Source organism: Pseudoduganella sp. R-43 (genome assembly GCF_049913255.1).
Taxonomy (GTDB): Bacteria; Pseudomonadota; Gammaproteobacteria; order Burkholderiales; family Burkholderiaceae_D; genus Rugamonas.
Map to the genome: position 1 here is coordinate 634322 of NZ_CP183988.1, position 13690 is coordinate 648011.

Consider the following 13690-nt stretch of genomic DNA (forward strand, 5'->3'; position numbering starts at 1 on the left):
AACTTTGGCGTCAGTTCCAGGACACGCTGCCCAGGCCGCGTGCGGTGGACTGGCGGTTGGCCGGCTTGCCGTACACCGTTGCCGAACCCATGCCGGAGAGGCGCAGGTTGGCGGAAGTCCTGGCGTTGAAGGTGGCGCTGCCAAGGCCGGTCATGTCGGCATCCACGCTCTCGCTTTGCAGCTGCTTCGCATCGAGGCTGCCGATGCCGCCCAGTTTTGCGTAAAGCTGCTTGCTCTGGCCGGAGATCGCGATCTGGCCGGCGCCTTTCAGGTTCAGGTCCACCACGTCAGCCTGGGTATCGCTGACGGTTATGCTGCCCACGCCGGTCAGGCGTGCGTCGACTTTCTTGAAGCGCGAGGCCATGTTCACGGCGCCGGCGCCTTCCAGGGAGAGGCGAACTTCATCGCCGTCGAATCCCTTCACTTCAGCCGAGCCCACGCCGGCGGAAACCAGTTCGCGCAGCTGCGGCAATGTCAGTTCCGCTTTCAGGTTGCGCGGGCCGATCTGGATGCCGCGCATGTTTTCGGTACCGATGCGGATGGTGTCGCCGTTCTGCGTCACCGTAATCTTTTGCAGGTAGCGCTTGTCGCCGGACAGCACCAGTGCCGGTGCGCCTTGCTTCAGCTTCAGGTCTACCACGCCATCCAGCACTACTTTCACAGGGCGGCCGTCGACAGTGCGCGCTTCGGTGATGATCTCGTCCGCGCGGGCGCCGCCAGCGGCGAACATCATTGCGGTCATCATCGTGGCGGTGAAAAGCTTTTTCATGTCGGGGCTCCGTGAAGTTTCGATTGCGTTCGAATTACAGTGCAGCTTTTTCAGCAGCGGTCAGGCGCTTGGCGGTGACGGTCACCACGGGCATTGCCTTGGCTTCGGCCTTTGCCACGACGGCTGCCGGAGCGCTGTGCTTCAGCGGGGTGGCGGCGGTGGCGAAGCCGGTTGCGCTGATCACGGCAACTGCTGCGAGGAAGATGTATTCCATGTTTTTGGCGATGTTCATTTTGCTCTCCATTCGGTTGGGTTAAGTTCATTTCGCGTTTCGTTGATTGAACTATAGATATGTGCGGTGTCCAGCACTACCGGTCTGCGACGAAATGCAGAAATGGCGACCTGAAATGCAGGAAAGCCGGTGTGACGAAGGCGGACGCCCGTGTGACGGGGGCTGTCGGCACCTATGAAAAGGGCCGGTATACTGTCCAGCCATGAGAACCTTGCATTTCCTACGTATCCTCGGCATCTGCGTGCTGGCATGGAGCGTCGTCTGCCTGACCGGCGCCGCCTCCTCTTATGGCTCGCTGCTGCAGCGCGGCGCCAACCCCTCCTATGTGGAGCTGCTGCGCGACTGGGGCAGTGCACACGCCCTGATGGTGGTGTTCAGCGCCGTGCTGTATATCGTCCTGGAGCGATGGCCGAAGTCGCTGGCCAGTGCGCGAGGGGTAGTGCGCACCTATCTGCTGGTGCTGATCCTGTTCCTGCCATTGGAGTGCCTGTTCGTCTCCCTGCAGCAGGAAAGGAGCTGGTTCGCCATCTTCCTCGAGCTGACCTGGACTACCTTCACCTTCGTTACCGTGGCCGGCCTCCGCATCTGGCAGATCCAGCGGGCGCGCGAGACCGACAACCTGACCCTGCGCCTGGAGCTGGAGCAGCAGCGCCTGGCCGCTCTGCGCGGGCAACTGGAGCCGCACTTCCTGTTCAACGCCCTGAACGCCGTCAGCGCGCTGGTACGCATGGACGATAAAGGCGCAACCCTGAGCGCCATCAGCCGCCTGAGCGGCCTGCTGCGCTACGCCCAGGCGGCAAGCTCGCGCGACTGGGTCACGCTGGCGGAAGAATTGCAGTTCGTGCGCGATTACCTGGCGCTGCAATCGATGCGCTACGGCGGACGACTGCGCGTATCGATCGAAGGCGATAGCGGCGCCGTGCTGGCCGCCGATTGCCCGCCCTTGTTGCTGCAGCCCCTGGTCGAGAATGCGCTGCGGCATGACCTTGACTGCCATGACGGCGAAAGTGATATCGCGCTGCGTTTTTCAGAGCAGGGCGGCATGCTGCATATCGTTATCAGCAATTCGGTGCGCGAGGTGGAGCCCAATCCCGGCATGGGAATGGGCTTGCGCAATATCGAGGCCCGCTTGCGCATTGCGTGTGGCAGCGGGGCCGGCCTGCGCACCGAGCGGGCGGATGGCCGCTTTGTCGCTGAAATCAACATGCCGATGTATTTCGCCTCATGAAGATCCGTGCCCTGATCGTCGACGACGAAGAGCCAGGCCGTATCAACCTGCGCTACGGCCTCGCGCCGCATGCGGGCTGGGAACTGGTTGCCGAATGCGCGAGCGCCGCCGCCGCACGGGCGGCACTGGACGCTCATTCGGTGGATGTGGTCTTCCTCGATATCCAGATGCCGCAGGAAACCGGCCTGGCACTGGCACGCGAGCTGGCCCGGCGCGAAGAACCGCCGCTGGTGATATTCGCCACGGCTTATAACGAGCACGCCATCGAGGCCTTTGAAGTGCATGCGCTGGACTACCTGCTCAAGCCGTTCGACGACCAGCGCCTGGCGCAGGCGCTGGAGCGCGCTGCCGCCATGCTGGAGCAACGCCAGCGTGCGGCCTATGCGCGCGCGATGCGCGCCTTCGCCGAGCCGACGGCGCAGGCATACCTGCAGCAACTGAATGTGCGCTCGGTCGGCCGCATCGAATGCGTGCAGGTGGCGGAAGTGCTGTGGATCGAGGCGGCTGGCAATTACGTGGAGCTGCGCTTGCCGCAACGGCGCGTGCTGCACCGGGTGCCGCTGGCGCGGCTGGAGCAGCACCTGGACCCGGCCAGTTTCCTGCGCGTGCACCGGCGTGCGCTGGTGCGGGTAGGTGAGGTGGCGTCGCTGGAGCGCGACGCCGAGGGCGCCAGCCAACTGGTCCTGCGCTGCGGCGACCGCGTGCCGGTCAGCGAACGCTACCTGCCGGCTGTGAAGGCCTTGCTGGGCGCCTAAACCAGGGCGGCGATAGCCGCGCCCATCTCGGTGGTGGAGGCGCTGCCGCCCATGTCCGGCGTGCGCGGGCCCTGGACCAGTACGGTTTCGATCGCATGCATGATGGCGTCGTGCGCCTGCGTATAGCGGGCGTCGCCGTTGCCGAGGAAATCCAGCATCATGGCGCCGGACCAGATCATGGCGACCGGGTTGGCGATATTCTTGCCGTAGATATCCGGCGCCGAACCATGCACCGGCTCGAACAGCGAGGGCAGGGTGCGCTCCGGGTTCAGGTTGGCCGATGGTGCGATGCCAATGGTGCCGGCGCAGGCCGGGCCAAGGTCGCTCAGGATGTCGCCGAACAGGTTGGATGCCACCACCACGTCGAAACGCTCGGGGCTCAGCACGAAACGCGCCGCGAGGATGTCGACGTGGTACTGGTCCCAGCGCACGTCCGGGTAGTTGGCCGACATGGCTTTCACGCGCTCGTCCCAGTACGGCATGCTGATGGCAATGCCGTTCGACTTGGTGGCCGAGGTCAAGTGCTTCTTCGGGCGCGACTGCGCCAGGTCGAAGGCGAACTGCAGGATGCGGTCGACGCCCTTGCGGGTGAAGACGGCTTCCTGCAGTACGACCTCGCGTTCGGTGTGCTCGAACAGGCGCCCGCCGACGGAGGAATACTCACCCTCCGTGTTCTCGCGCACCACGTAGAAATCGATATCCCCCGGCTTCTTCCCGGCCAGCGGGCAGGGCACGCCGGGCATCAGGCGCACCGGGCGCAGGTTCACGTACTGGTCGAATTCGCGGCGGAACTTGATCAGGGAGCCCCACAGGGAGATATGGTCGGGAACCGCATCCGGCCAGCCGACCGCGCCGAAGTAGATCGCATCGAAGCCTTTGAGCTGGTCGAACCAGTCGGCCGGCATCATCTGGCCGTGCTGCATGTAATAGTCGCAGTTGGCCCATTCGAAGGTGGTGAATTCCAGCGGCAGGCCAAACCTGGCTGCGGCGGCCTGCAGGGTGCGCAAGCCTTCGGGCATCACTTCCTTGCCGATGCCGTCGCCGGCGATGACTGCGATGCGATGGGTGCTCATGCTGCGTCGGCCTCCTCTTCGACAGGGGCTGAGCGCATCCACTGCACCAGCGGCCAGGCATCCTTGAAAGCGCCCACGATCATGCCCAGCAGCTCGTCCGGCTTGTTCAGCGGCAGCTTCACTTCCTGGTAGACGAAGAAGCTTTTCAGCTTGATGAACTCGATGTGTTCGTGCTCCGGATCGAAGCCTTTCGGCGGGCGTTGCAACTTGTGCTCTTCGGTAATCGAGCCGTAGCGCGCCTTCAGGGCCTTGTTGGCCAGCGCTTTCTTGAAGCCCTTGGCGTCGTTGACCATGTGGTTGCGCAGCGCCTTGAGGCGGTGCGGCGGCGGGATGTACTCGCCGGCACCGATGCCCAGCACGCCGTCGGGGCTGATCTGGAAATACCAGGTCGGGCCGCCCGCCATGCTGGGGCGGCGCATGTCGTTCGGCGCGATCGCGGCCGAGAAGTGCGTCTTGTACGGGCTCTTGTCGTGGGCGAAGCGCACGTCGCGGTTGATGCGGAACATGGCTTTCTTCGGATTACAGAACTTGACCTGGGCATCGAACTTGCCCAGCTCCGCGATCACCTGCGTCACCAGCTCCAGGAATTCCTCGCGCAGGATGTCGTAGCGCGGCTTGTTCATCACAAACCACGGGCGGTTGTTGTTGTCGGAGAGTTCCGTCAGGTAGCGGGTCAGGTCGCGCAGATGCATATTATTTTTTGGCTGGGGGGCGTTTGCCCACGGTGAGTTGGAGTTCGCTTTCGCGGCTCTTGCGCAGGATGCGCATGGTCGACTGGCCGCCCGGCGAGAGCTGGGCGATCAGGTTCAGCATTTCATTGGTGTCCTTGACCGGCTTGCCGTCCACCGACAGCAGGATGTCGCCCGGCTTCATGCCGGCCTTGTCGGCCGGTCCGTTGCGCACCACGCCGGCGATGATGGCGCCCGAATCGCGCGCCAGGCCGAAGCTGTGCGCCAGTTCCGGCGTGATTTCCTGCGATTCGACGCCGATCCAGCCGCGCACCACGTGGCCATCCTTGATGATGGCATCGAGCACCGAACGCGCCGTGCTGACCGGGATCGCGAAGCCGATGCCGACCGAACCCCCGGTCTGGGAGTAAATGGCCGAGTTAATCCCCAGCAGGTTGCCCTGGGTATCGATCAGGGCGCCGCCGGAATTGCCGAAGTTGATGGCGGCGTCGGTCTGGATGAAGTTTTCGAAGTGATTAATGTGCAGGTTGTTGCGGCCCAGGGCAGAGATGATGCCCATGGTGACGGTCTGGCCGACCCCGAATGGATTGCCGATGGCCAGCACCACGTCGCCCACCTTGGCCTGTTCCACCTGGCCCAGCGCGACCACCGGCAGCTTGTCCAACTCGATGCGCACCACGGCCAGGTCGGTTTCCGGGTCGGTGCCCACCATCTTGGCGGCAGCCTTGCGGCCGTCCGGCAGCACCACCTGGATCTCGTCGGCCGCTTCCACCACGTGGTAGTTGGTCAGGATATAGCCCTGCGGGCTGACGATGACGCCGGAACCAAGGCTGTTCTGGTCATCCTCCTCGTCGCGGTCGCCGAAGAAGCGCTTGAAGAAGGGATCGCGCGACAGCGGATGGCGCTTGCGCACTGCCTTGGTAGTCAGGATATTGACCACGGCCGGCATGGCGCGGCTGGCAGCGGCCCGGTACGATCCCGGAGAAGGCGGGGCGCTGGCGTCGGCCAGGATTGCCGTGTGCGCGGCAGTCGGCACGGGCTTGGGGAGCACGGCCGGCCGCTGCACGGCCGTGTATACAAAGTACAGTGCCAATGCGATGGTCACCGTTTGTGCAAACAATAACCAGAGTCTTCGCATGGCGGTATTGCTACAAAATGGGAGTTAACTCCTATTTTCGCAAAGAATCGCGAATTTCGCGCAGCAGCACGATATCTTCTGAAGGTGGTGCAGGTTCTGCCGGTGCGGCAGCCGGCGCTTCGGCGCGGCGCAGCTTGGCGACCAGGCGTACCATCTGGAAGATCACGAAGGCCAGGATGATGAAGTTCAGCAGGATGGTGAAGAAATTGCCGTAGGCGATCACCGCGCCCAGTTTTTTCGCTTCAGCCAGGGCCAAGTTGTGCGCCTGTCCGTTGAGAGGAATGTAATAGTTCGCGAAATCGAGGCCGCCCAACAGCATCCCGATCGGAGGCATGATGACGTCGGTTACCAGGGAATCGACGATTTTGCCGAAGGCGGCGCCGATGATGACACCGACCGCCAGGTCGATGACATTGCCTTTCATTGCAAATTCTTTAAATTCTTGCATCGTTCCCATAACATATTCCTTCCAAAAATTTATGGATTTGTATCAACTTTGCTGCAAATTCATGGAACACGCAAGAGGCGCAACATTGGGATGGATTAGCTAATTGCAAGGTTTTGCTTTAAATCGCAACATCACTCCTTTATAATTTAAGGTTGCTAGAAGCTTTGTTAACAATAAAGATTTTGGATTTTTGACTGATTGGGGTTTGTATGAGTAACGAGAAGCAGGTCGATTCGAGCCGTCGCGGTCTCCTCGTCGCAACGTGTGCGGCAGGTGGTGTGGTCGGTTTGGGTGCAACTGGCGCCCTGGTAAGCACGTTCCAGCCGTCCGAGCGCGCGAAGGCAGCTGGTGCACCGGTGGAAGTGGACATCTCTACGCTGCAGCCGGGCGAAATGAAAACTGTCGAATGGCGCGGCAAGCCAGTCTGGATCCTCAAGCGTACCCCCGAAATGGTGGCAACGCTGGCGAAAGACGAAGCTGAACTGGCCGATCCAAAATCCGAGCGTACCCCCGACGACCTGACGCCGGAATACGCCCGCAATCCGCATCGCTCGATCAAGCCGGAAATCCTGGTGGCCGTGGGCATCTGCTCCCACCTGGGCTGCTCCCCATCGTCGAAATTCACCCCAGGCGCACAGCCTTCGCTGCCGGATAACTGGCTCGGCGGCTTCCTGTGCCCATGCCACGGCTCGACCTTCGACCTGGCTGGCCGTGTATTCAAGAACAAGCCTGCTCCGGACAACCTGCAAGTGCCGCGCCATATGTACCTGGGCGACAACAAGCTGATCATCGGTAAAGACGAGAAAGGCGAGGCATAATTCATGGCCGCATTCAAGGAAACCAAATTCCCTGCCGACGCACCTGCAGCCAAGAAGCTGATGGGCTGGGTCGACGACCGCTTCCCTGCCACCAAGCTGTGGAACGACCAGTGGGGCAAATACTACGCCCCGAAAAACTTCAACTTCTGGTACATCTTCGGTTCCCTGGCCATGCTGGTCCTGGTGCTGCAGATCGTCACCGGCATCTTCCTGACCATGCACTACAAGCCGGACGCCGGCCTGGCCTTCGCATCGGTTGAATACATCATGCGCGAAGTTCCATGGGGCTGGCTGGTGCGTTATATGCACTCGACCGGCGCCTCGGCCTTCTTCATCATCGTGTACCTGCACATGACCCGCGGCCTGATGTACGGTTCCTACCGCAAGCCACGTGAACTGATCTGGCTGTTCGGTTTCGCCATCTTCCTGTGCCTGATGGCCGAAGCGTTCTTCGGCTACCTGCTGCCATGGGGCCAGATGTCGTACTGGGGCGCCCAGGTGATCGTCAACCTGTTCGGCGCGATTCCGCTGATCGGCCCTGACCTGTCGCTGTGGATTCGCGGTGACTACGTGGTGTCCGACGCGACCCTGAACCGCTTCTTCGCCTTCCACGTGATCGCGATTCCGCTGGTCCTGCTGGGCCTGGTGGCTGCGCACCTGATTGCACTGCACGAAGTCGGCTCGTCCAACCCGGACGGCATCGAAGTGAAAGAAAACCTGGGCCCGGACGGCCACCCAGTCGATTCGATCCCATCGCACCCGTACTACACCGTGCACGACCTGTTCGGCGTGTCCGTGTTCCTGACCATCTTCTCGGCTGTGGTGTTCTTCGCGCCTGAGATGGGCGGCTACTTCCTGGAGTACAACAACTTCCTGCCGGGCGATTCGATGAAGACCCCGCCGCACATTGCTCCGACCTGGTACTTCACCGCCTTCTACTCGGTGCTGCGCGCCACCACCTCGGACTTCCTGTGGGTGCTGATGGTGGGCATCGCTGCCTACACCGCCTTCCTGTGGATGAAGTCCAAGCTGTCGGGCATGGTCAAGATCGCCGTCAGCGTGATCGCGCTGCTGATGATCGTCGGCATGCTGCCAGGCGCGCTGGATGCGAAGTTCTGGGGCGTGGTGTTCTTCGGCGGTTCCGTGGTGATCCTGGCGTTCCTGCCATGGCTGGACCATTCGCCGGTGAAATCGATTCGTTACCGTCCTGACTGGCACAAATATGTGTACGCCGGCCTGGCCATCGCCTTCGTAGCCCTGGGCTACCTGGGCACCCAGCCGCCAAGCCCAGTCGGCACGATCATCGCTCAGATTGCGACCCTGTACTACTTCAGCTTCTTCCTGCTGATGCCGTGGTGGAGCGCGATGGGTACGTTCAAGAAGGTGCCGGACCGCGTTGTGTTCCACGCGCACTAATCGGACGACCAGAACGCTAAGCAAAGGACTAATAAATGATCTTTTCGAAGAAACTGCTGGCCCTCCTGGCCCTGGTACCAGCGCTGGCCTTCGCCAACGAAGGCGGCTTCCCCCTGGAAAAGGCCCCGGACCGCTCGCACAACATGGCCGCCCTGCAAAACGGCGCCAAGCTGTTCGTGAATTACTGCCTGAACTGCCACAATGCGTCGTCCATGCGCTTCAACCGCCTGCGCGACCTGGGCCTGACCGAAGAGCAGATCAAGAACAACCTGCTGTTCACCGGCGAAAAAGTGGGCGAAATGATGACCACCGCCATGCCGGCCAAGGACGCCAAAGTCTGGTTCGGCACCGTGCCGCCTGACCTGTCCGTGATCGCCCGCGCCAAGGCAACGCCGTCGAACACCGGCAGCGATTACCTGTACACCTACCTGCGTACCTTCTACAAGGACGACACCCGCCCAACCGGCTTCAACAACATGGTGCTGCCGAATGCGGCCATGCCACACGTGCTGTGGGAGCTGCAGGGCGTCCAGTCCGCCAAGTTCGAAGAAGTGGAAGATCCACACGAGCACGGCAAGAAGATGCACAAGTTCGTGGGCTTCGAGCAAGTCACGAAGGGCAGCATGAGCAAGCTGGAATACGACACCGCCGTGGCCGACATCGTTGGCTACATGGAGTGGATGGCCGAGCCGGCCGCCCAGAAGCGCAAGCAACTGGGCGTATGGGTCCTGATCTTCATGACTATCTTCGCTACCCTGGCATGGCGCCTCAACGCGTCGTACTGGAAAGAAGTCAAATAATTGCGTGCGCCGGATTTTCCGGCGCGTGTTTGCGCCGCCTGATACGTCAGGCGGCCCAACTGGGGTGAACCGTTCGCGGTCTCGCCCCCTTTGTTTCTAAGGAACTAGGAAAATGATGGTTCTCTATTCGGGCACTACCTGCCCATTCTCCCAGCGCTGCCGCCTGGTCCTGTTCGAAAAGGGCATGGACTTTGAAGTGCGCGATGTTGACCTGTTCAACAAGCCGGAAGATATTTCGACCATGAACCCGTATGGCCAGGTACCGATCCTGGTCGAGCGCGAATTGATTTTGTACGAATCGAACATCATCAATGAGTACATCGACGAGCGCTTCCCACACCCGCAGCTGATGCCGGCAGACCCGCTGATGCGCGCCCGTGCCCGCCTGATGCTGTTCAACTTCGAGAAGGAACTGTTCGTTCACGTGCACACGCTGGAAAGCGAGCGCAACAAGGCGAGCGACAGGAGCCACGACAAGGCCCGCGCAGAAATCCGCGACCGCCTGACCACCCTGGCTCCGCTGTTCCTGAAGAACAAGTACATGCTGGGCGACGAGTTCTCCATGCTGGACGTGGCCGTGGCTCCGCTGCTGTGGCGCCTGGACCACTACGGCATCGAGCTGTCGAAGACCGCAGCGCCGCTGATGAAGTACGCCGAGCGTATCTTCTCGCGCCCTGCCTACATCGAAGCGCTGACTCCGTCCGAGAAAGTAATGCGTCGCTAATTGCGGCCCCTGCGGCGCGCCCATGGAGCGCGCCGCAACTTATAGTTTGAACATGGCAGAAATCTCCACCAAGCCCTATATGCTGCGCGCCATCTACGAATGGTGCACCGATTGCGGCTATACCCCCTACCTGGCAGTCAAGGTCGACGCAGCAACCCAGGTCCCGATGGAATACGTCAGGAAGGGCGAAATCGTCCTGAACATCAGCTTCGGCGCCACCTCCGGCCTGAAGATGGACAACGACGCGATCCACTTCCACGCCCGCTTCGGCGGCGTGTCGCGCGAGATCTACGTGCCGGTCAATAACGTGATGGCGATCTACGCCAACGAAAACGGCCAGGGCATGGCGTTTGAACCGCTGCTGGGCCAGGCGCCAGCACCGAAAATGCCTGCAGCGGTCGAAGAAGTTGCGCCAGCGCCGACCCTGTCTTCCGTGCCAAGCGCCCCTGCGCCGCGCAGCGAAGACGATAATGGACCGGACGATGGCGGCGAGCCACCAAAGAAAGGTGGCCGTCCAACCCTGACTCGCATTAAATAGCGTATAATCGCGGCGGAAGTTTTACAGCCGGCTTAGCTCATCAGGTAGAGCAGTTGATTTGTAATCATCAGGTGGCGGGTTCGAGTCCTGCAGCCGGCACCAGAATTTATCAGTAAAAACAAAGGGCTACGTGCAAACCGCACGTAGCCCTTTTTCATTTTTTCCTTCATCAATCTTTCGTGTAACCCTCCTGTAACCCGCTTTCGATAATCTCGACCGCCGTCACATAAGCCAGAGCCGAGCCGAAATACTCCTCAGTGACCTTATCAAGGAAGGCGAGGGAGCGAGGATGCTCCGTTAGGCACACCCGCCCCTCACCTGGGCTTCCCCCAGCAGGCTGGACACTGTCGCCTGATTACGACCTAGCGAGGACCTGACAATGCCTTATGGATGGGTTAGAGTCACGATATGCACCCCCGTGCCTGCTGCCACATTCACGATAAGCCAACAAGATAGAAGGGAAAAAACCGTGCTATCAGATAGTGAAATCGACCAAGCCAAGCGCACCACGAAATATAGTCTCGCGTCGCCCAACCACGAGCATCATGATTGCATCAGGATCGCCTACCAATGGCTTGATGCTCAGAAGAAGATAAAAGGCGCCACCACTAAAACAATGCCGCTAAAGCACATCATTGAAAAATGGGGTGGACGATACGTATCGGAATCCGATGTTGAGGTAGCGGCAGCACTTCATCCTGAGATTCGAGGCACATATCCGTACTTCAATATAAGCGCCCGGCTCACTGAGCCTTCAAAGGCCAGACTCAGCAGCGTATCGGAAGCATTCAAGCATGTTCACCACGAACGGCATGATCCAAAAATCTATTCGGTCCACGAAGATTGATTCCAACTTGAGGCGCTCTCAACCAGGTATTGGTCTTCATGCTTGAACAATGACCAGGGTGATCCACTTCTGCTTTTTCTACTATCCAACTACTCTATGAACCCTGCGGGCATCGACACCAGCGCGCTACTTACCATGCTGGGCTTGATCGCCGCAGTTTGGGCCTTGGTACCAAGTACTGCCAGGCTCAGCTTTCGGCTAAGCCTCAACACATTTGACTGGTTCGTTATCTGGACTGCTTTGCTGATCATTCATGGCTTATTCTTCGAGCCGGTACTGTTTTCACTTGGTTTTCCTATTCTGGGGCCTTGGCTTTGGGGCTTCGACAAGAGCGCGACGCAATATCTACTTTTCCTGCTCCTGGCTACTTTTGTCTATTGGCGGTCACGTAGAACTAAGCTGACGCGTTGGAATCTCGGACTTTTTGATGAGTTGTCTACGTCGCTTTTGCACGCCGGGAAGCACGAAGAACTTGCCGAATTGCTTCAGCGACATCTCGTATCCGCGCTCAATTTAGCGACTCAGGACGGCGTTCGTGGCCGTTTGGCAAAGACAATTCGCCCGGAGCGCCCTACCTTCAAGGTCGTGTTCAACGACAATGGCACAATTTCTTTGGGTGCGGATGCACCAACAAGCTCGCTTCGACGCAGTTGGTTCAGCTTTTGCGAATGGCTTGCCGATTCCATCGGCCCATCTGAGCGAGTACAGCGCCGCGCGGCCATCGTTGTAAAGCGTTTGCTTGGTTCACGAAGCTTCACACGCCATTTAGCCATTGCTCGACCATACCTCTGCATCGAAGTTATGGAGCGCGCAAGTTATGTGGCAGACGGCTTTCAGGACGAATACTTCAATGCTCTGTTGGCGAATGATTCCAGCGTCCTTTATACCGAACTCAAGAACAACGAAAACACTGGTGACAATGGAAACCGTCTGGCACTGCCCGATGAGAATCGTCTCCTACAGTTCTACTGCGCTGATGTTCAAATGGCAGCTCGCCTTGGAGTTTACAGATCAGTCGGAGAGGCGGCGCTTGCTGTCATTGATGCTGACGACACACTCCAGACAAAATTGAATGGACGCTTGCTCACCTTTGATGAAGTCGGAAAGCACCATGATCCGATCTATGCGAGCATCTTCTTTTTCCGGATCATGGTCTTGGAGGGGTTACATCAACGTGTTGCCGACCATTTGTGGTTGCATTACATGCCACATTTTGCGAGCCGTCTAGTTGACCGCGCTCGCGAAGTTCGGCCCGAAGATGAAAACCGCGAGTTCCCAACGCCACTGGCGTTCTTGCTATACGAAATTGTAGACACTACCGTCGTCTGGATAAGGGATGCCGAGGCTTTGGCAAATCCAGAAGTTGTATATCACGGTAATCAACTCGAAGGCAATCACATCTACATTTCGTTTGAAGCCGCAAAAGCTATTGGCCTAGTTCTACGGCCAATCCTATTGGCCATGCATGTATCCAAGCGGCTCAAATGTGATTTGCTTCGCCTAACGCTAAATGCCTTGCGGAGTATTGAACAATGCCCACATCTTACGCACCTGGCGAAGTCGATGCGCGACCACCTTATTGAACCTTACGAGATCAAGGATCGACCTGACTATCTTCGAATCCTCCAGCAATGCTTTGATGACCAGGACCATGTGCTCCGTGCCGATCTCGAAGTCTTCGGAGACGAACTTGACAATGCATTGCGCGCAGCACTTCAATGATCAAAATCTAGTGGATACTGGGCCTCAAGTCCGGCAATAATTTCGCGCTTTTGAATTTTGTCGAGGGTGACAGCATGCTTGACCGCCGCGAGGATGTTGTCCTTAACATCAACCGAGATCTTCCCTTTATAACGACCGAAGTCATTCATCAAGGCGCCAACGATTTCCCGTTTAGAAATTGAAAGGATCTCGTTACATGCGATGTGAGAGTCGTAAGCCAGGAAGTCATGGTTAGCAACGTCCATCGTAACCTGGCACACACTCAGCTCTTGGCGGTGCGTTATGTAAGGATTGACTGCGGAGTTAACAATGAAGTTGAAGCAGTCATCATCCCCGTCATTGGGAGTTGCCACAAGCACGAGAAATTTATTCTTAGTTACTTCAGGGAAGCGAACTTCCAAATATAGGACAGCTCCCGGAACCAAGCATTGCTCAATTTGCTTGCGCAAATACTCCGGCGGAAACGCGTTGCCCAAGTTCAATTGAAGTGACC

General features: G+C 59.1%; 16 protein-coding genes and 1 tRNA gene. 10 read left to right on the forward strand and 7 right to left on the reverse strand.

Going from position 1 to position 13690, the window contains the following annotated elements:
* Positions 1-10: 10 nt before the first annotated feature.
* Both ACN9M3_RS02955 and ACN9M3_RS02960 read right to left on the reverse strand, forming a co-directional pair.
* The gene (locus ACN9M3_RS02955; protein WP_426320455.1) at positions 11-769 is read right to left on the reverse strand and encodes a GIN domain-containing protein; all 759 of its coding nucleotides are present in this window, start codon (positions 767-769) and stop codon (positions 11-13) included.
* Positions 770-803: 34 nt separating this feature from the next.
* Positions 804-1001, reverse strand: a complete 198-nt coding sequence (locus ACN9M3_RS02960) for a hypothetical protein (protein WP_426167413.1) — start codon at positions 999-1001, stop codon at positions 804-806.
* Positions 1002-1212: 211 nt separating this feature from the next.
* Here ACN9M3_RS02960 and ACN9M3_RS02965 point away from each other — a divergent pair, with 211 nt between their 5' ends.
* Both ACN9M3_RS02965 and ACN9M3_RS02970 read left to right on the forward strand, forming a co-directional pair.
* On the forward strand, positions 1213-2229 hold the full coding sequence (locus ACN9M3_RS02965) for a sensor histidine kinase (RefSeq protein WP_426320457.1): 1017 nt from the start codon (positions 1213-1215) through the stop codon (positions 2227-2229).
* The gene (locus ACN9M3_RS02970) at positions 2226-2984 is read left to right on the forward strand and encodes a LytR/AlgR family response regulator transcription factor (RefSeq protein ID WP_426320459.1); all 759 of its coding nucleotides are present in this window, start codon (positions 2226-2228) and stop codon (positions 2982-2984) included. The genes ACN9M3_RS02965 and ACN9M3_RS02970 overlap by 4 nt, the downstream gene beginning before the upstream one ends.
* Here the strand turns inward: ACN9M3_RS02970 and ACN9M3_RS02975 are convergent.
* Genes ACN9M3_RS02975 through mscL form a run of 4 tightly spaced genes read right to left on the reverse strand, consistent with a single transcriptional unit; the run spans position 2981 to position 6341 of the window.
* Positions 2981-4057, reverse strand: a complete 1077-nt coding sequence (locus ACN9M3_RS02975) for a tartrate dehydrogenase (RefSeq protein WP_426320461.1) — start codon at positions 4055-4057, stop codon at positions 2981-2983. The genes ACN9M3_RS02970 and ACN9M3_RS02975 overlap by 4 nt on opposite strands.
* A complete protein-coding gene (locus tag ACN9M3_RS02980; RefSeq protein ID WP_426167421.1) occupies positions 4054-4749 on the reverse strand; it encodes a DUF2461 domain-containing protein in 696 nt (231 codons plus the stop codon). The genes ACN9M3_RS02975 and ACN9M3_RS02980 overlap by 4 nt, the downstream gene beginning before the upstream one ends.
* 1 nt (position 4750) lies before the next feature.
* Entirely contained in the window at positions 4751-5884 is a 1134-nt protein-coding gene (locus ACN9M3_RS02985; RefSeq protein WP_426320463.1) for a Do family serine endopeptidase, read from the reverse strand.
* A gap of 31 nt (positions 5885-5915) precedes the next feature.
* Positions 5916-6341, reverse strand: a complete 426-nt coding sequence (mscL, locus tag ACN9M3_RS02990; RefSeq protein WP_426320465.1) for a large conductance mechanosensitive channel protein MscL — start codon at positions 6339-6341, stop codon at positions 5916-5918.
* 200 nt (positions 6342-6541) lie between these two features.
* Here mscL and petA point away from each other — a divergent pair, with 200 nt between their 5' ends.
* The 8 genes from petA to ACN9M3_RS03030 all read left to right on the forward strand — a co-directional run bounded on the left by petA (position 6542) and on the right by ACN9M3_RS03030 (position 13197).
* Positions 6542-7150 (forward strand): ubiquinol-cytochrome c reductase iron-sulfur subunit, encoded by a 609-nt coding sequence (petA, locus tag ACN9M3_RS02995; protein WP_426167427.1) that lies wholly within the window; start codon positions 6542-6544, stop codon positions 7148-7150.
* A 3-nt stretch (positions 7151-7153) separates the two neighbouring features.
* A complete protein-coding gene (locus ACN9M3_RS03000; protein WP_426167429.1) occupies positions 7154-8566 on the forward strand; it encodes a cytochrome b in 1413 nt (470 codons plus the stop codon).
* A gap of 35 nt (positions 8567-8601) precedes the next feature.
* Complete coding sequence (locus ACN9M3_RS03005; protein WP_426167431.1) at positions 8602-9366, forward strand: cytochrome c1; 765 nt, start codon at positions 8602-8604, stop codon at positions 9364-9366.
* A 112-nt stretch (positions 9367-9478) separates the two neighbouring features.
* The gene (locus ACN9M3_RS03010; protein ID WP_426320468.1) at positions 9479-10090 is read left to right on the forward strand and encodes a glutathione S-transferase N-terminal domain-containing protein; all 612 of its coding nucleotides are present in this window, start codon (positions 9479-9481) and stop codon (positions 10088-10090) included.
* 52 nt (positions 10091-10142) lie between these two features.
* Positions 10143-10628 (forward strand): ClpXP protease specificity-enhancing factor, encoded by a 486-nt coding sequence (locus ACN9M3_RS03015; RefSeq protein WP_426167434.1) that lies wholly within the window; start codon positions 10143-10145, stop codon positions 10626-10628.
* 26 nt (positions 10629-10654) lie between these two features.
* Positions 10655-10730 (forward strand) — tRNA-Thr (locus ACN9M3_RS03020).
* A 277-nt stretch (positions 10731-11007) separates the two neighbouring features.
* On the forward strand, positions 11008-11475 hold the full coding sequence (locus ACN9M3_RS03025) for a hypothetical protein (protein WP_426320470.1): 468 nt from the start codon (positions 11008-11010) through the stop codon (positions 11473-11475).
* Positions 11476-11517: 42 nt separating this feature from the next.
* Positions 11518-13197, forward strand: a complete 1680-nt coding sequence (locus ACN9M3_RS03030; protein ID WP_426320472.1) for a hypothetical protein — start codon at positions 11518-11520, stop codon at positions 13195-13197.
* On the opposite strand, the gene ACN9M3_RS03035 is transcribed toward ACN9M3_RS03030, so the two are convergent.
* Positions 13191-13679, reverse strand: a complete 489-nt coding sequence (locus ACN9M3_RS03035; protein WP_426320473.1) for a hypothetical protein — start codon at positions 13677-13679, stop codon at positions 13191-13193. The genes ACN9M3_RS03030 and ACN9M3_RS03035 overlap by 7 nt on opposite strands.
* Positions 13680-13690: the final 11 nt, after the last annotated feature.